Genomic DNA, 2,792 nt, shown 5'->3' on the forward strand with positions numbered 1-2,792 from the left:
GGCTGCAGGTGGAGGATTTCGACTTCTCGGCGCTGGGCGACGAGGCCTTCGTGCCGAGCACGCGCACGAAGCGGCAGGCGCTGTTCGCGCTCGAGGACCTGGCCTGGAGCGGCGGCACGCTGACCGCCGGGCTGCGCGTGGAGCATGCGCGCATCACCTCGGACGGCGATGCCGCCGATGCGGCCGAGCCGAAGTTCGGCGCGGCGGATGCGCGCAGCTTCCCGGTGCGCAGCGCGTCGCTCGCGAACGTCTACAAGCTGACGCCGACCTGGTCGCTGAGCGGATCGCTGAGCTACACCGAGCGCGCGCCGACCTCGTTCGAGCTGTACGCGAACGGCGTGCATGCGGCGACCGGCGCGTTCGAGCGCGGCGACGTGAACCTGGGCGTGGAGCGCGGCAACAACATCGACGTGGCGCTCGCGTGGAAGGACGACGGCAACGAGCTGCGGCTGGGTGCGTTCAGCACGCGCTTCTCGCGCTTCATCTCGCTGGAGGCGACCGGCCAGCAGATCGAGGCCGAGGGCGATGACGGCCCGGAGTCGTTCCCCGAGTACGCGTTCCGCGCGGTGCGGGCACGCCTGAACGGCATCGAGATCAACGGCAAGCAGCGGCTGCTGCGCCGGGACGGCTGGACGCTGGGGCTGGACGGCAAGCTCGATTACACGCGGGCGACCAACCTCGACACCGGCGAGGCGCTGCCGCGCGTCGCGCCGCTGCGGGCGCTGGTCGGGCTGGATGTGGACAGCGGGCCGTGGAGCGGGCGCCTGGAGGTCGATGGTGCGGCGAAGCAGAACCGCGTGCCGGCGACCGACGCGGCGACGAACGGCTACGCGATCGTCAATGCGTCGCTAGCGCGGCGCTTCTCGATCGGCAACAGCGACGCGCTGTGGTTCCTGAAGCTCGGCAACCTGGGCGACAAGCTGGCGTACAGCGCGTCGACGGTGCAGACGGTGCGGGATCTGTCGCCGCTGCCGGGGCGGTCGGTGAAGACGGGGCTGCGGGTGAATTTCTGAGGGTGAGAGCAAAGGGCCGGGGACCGGCTCTTCTTACACACGAGGCGCGCCCTGCTCCTATTCGAAGTCTTCTGCCGACAGTCCGAATCCCTCGGAGAAAAATTTCATAACTTTCAGAGCATCAGCCCTCGTTGGTACCGTGACATCCTCCAAGCTGATCGATACGCCGACGGATTGAGAGGACGGCTCATACCTGACTTCCGTAACTTTGAGATGGCCAGTAAAGCCGGATATAGCAACAAAGGGAGTCGCGTTGGACGGCGCTGCAAGCACAACCGTCGAGCCAATTGCCGGCACTGCAGCCAAATCCAACACACCTGACACACGCCCGCCGGCCGACTCTTCGACTGTCATCAYGCTGAAATCAATGTATATATTCATTTTGGTGGAGTCATGTTTCTCGGGAAATTTGGAATCCAGAGTTGTGTAGCCCGCATAATTTCAGCCGACATGTCACAACCCATTCTCTGACCAAGACTGATGATTGCAGCCACTTGCTCAATTCGACCCATGAGATTTAGCGCATGGTTTGTCCAGCCTTGCGTACCAAACATGGTCCCCTTGTCAGAAAGCATGTCTTCCACTTTGGGAATCGCTGCATCAATGGCCTTGTTGGCTTCATTCTTCAGAGCTTGACATGGGTCGCCCGCCCCAACGCATACTCTATCAAATTGTCGCTCTTCAAGCCTCGTCATGTTCTTTGGCCTAGGCGTCGAGAACATGCCTTCAAATGGGTTCTTGAATCTGCGCCACCACTCCGATGAAGGTGTTGGGTTTGGACTGTCCGGATCAATAATCGGAGGCGGTCCGAATTCGCAGACCAGCGTGAACCACGTCAACGTGCAACCTGCGAGACCATTCGGATCGACGAAGCTCAATGGATTCCCATCGACGTAGGCATACGTCGAGAGGCTTCCCCCGATCAAGCCGATCGGATCGCTCTGTATATAGCCTCTCGATGAGTCGTACTGCCGAAAGTAGTTGTACCAAAGCCCGCTCTCCGCGTCCGCGTATTGCCCCGGGAAGCGCAGGTTCTGCGTGAAGACCCCGAGCCCTTCCGGATTCATCTCCGGCGCGGTCGTGCCGAACGGCTCGGCCAGCCAGCGCCAGCGCACGTGGTTGTCGCGATCCATCACGATGCGCGGGGCATTCAGGTGATCGGTGTGGATGTAGTACACGAGCGGGTCACCGCTCGGGTTCGCCGGATCCGGCATGAACATCGCGATCGGCGTGTCGCGCAACCACACGTACTCGCGGATCGCCGCACCGTTCTGGTCGTACTCGCCGAGCAGGTGCCCCGCTTGGTCGTACACGAAGACAACCGTGCTTGCCGGACCTGTGCTGCTGACCTTGCGCACCCGCTGCCCGAAGGCGTTGTAGGTGTAGGTCGTCGTCACGCCACCCTTGGTGAGCGTCGCGAGCTGGCCGCGCAGGTTGTACGTCGCGCTGTAACCCGCGCTGTAACCCGCGCTGTCGCTGACCGTGTTGCCGGCGTTGTCGTAAGTCAAGTTGCGCGCCGGGTTCGTGATGCTCGCGAGCCGGTTGCTGGTGGCCTCGGTGTTGTAGGTGCTCAGGCTGCCGTTCAGGATCAGGCCGGCTCTGTTTCCGTTGGGATCGTACGAGATCGACCAGCTGGAGGTCGCCGTCGTGATGCCGGTCAGCCGGTCGTTCTCGTCGTGCGCGAAGGCCTGGTCGAGTGCCGGTTGCGGCGTGCCGTCGGGCAGCAGGTGCGTGAAGCTCGTGATGCGGCTCGCCTCGTCATACCGCACGTCGCGGAAC

At 63.1% G+C, this 2,792-nt stretch carries 3 protein-coding genes; 1 reads left to right on the top strand and 2 read right to left on the bottom strand.

What is annotated here, in order from left to right:
* Positions 1 to 1,013, top strand: a 1,013-nt coding sequence (locus tag AC1D01_RS28650) for a TonB-dependent receptor (RefSeq protein WP_477872457.1), incomplete at its 5' end; no start/stop codon positions are given.
* 57 nt (positions 1,014 to 1,070) lie between these two features.
* Here the strand turns inward: AC1D01_RS28650 and AC1D01_RS28655 are convergent.
* Both AC1D01_RS28655 and AC1D01_RS28660 read right to left on the bottom strand, forming a co-directional pair.
* Entirely contained in the window at positions 1,071 to 1,367 is a 297-nt protein-coding gene (locus AC1D01_RS28655; RefSeq protein ID WP_477872459.1) for a hypothetical protein, read from the bottom strand.
* A gap of 23 nt (positions 1,368 to 1,390) precedes the next feature.
* On the bottom strand, positions 1,391 to 2,792 hold a 1,402-nt coding region (locus AC1D01_RS28660), incomplete at its 5' end, for an RHS repeat domain-containing protein (RefSeq protein WP_477872461.1).

The sequence above is a fragment of the Rhizobacter sp. P3_B12 genome (genome assembly GCF_056402895.1).

Bases quoted from the DNA above. Each gene is read 5' to 3' on its own strand.
- AC1D01_RS28655 (WP_477872459.1), bottom strand. From the start codon at position 1,367: ATGACAGTCGAAGAGTCGGCCGGCGGGCGTGTGTCAGGTGTGTTGGAT.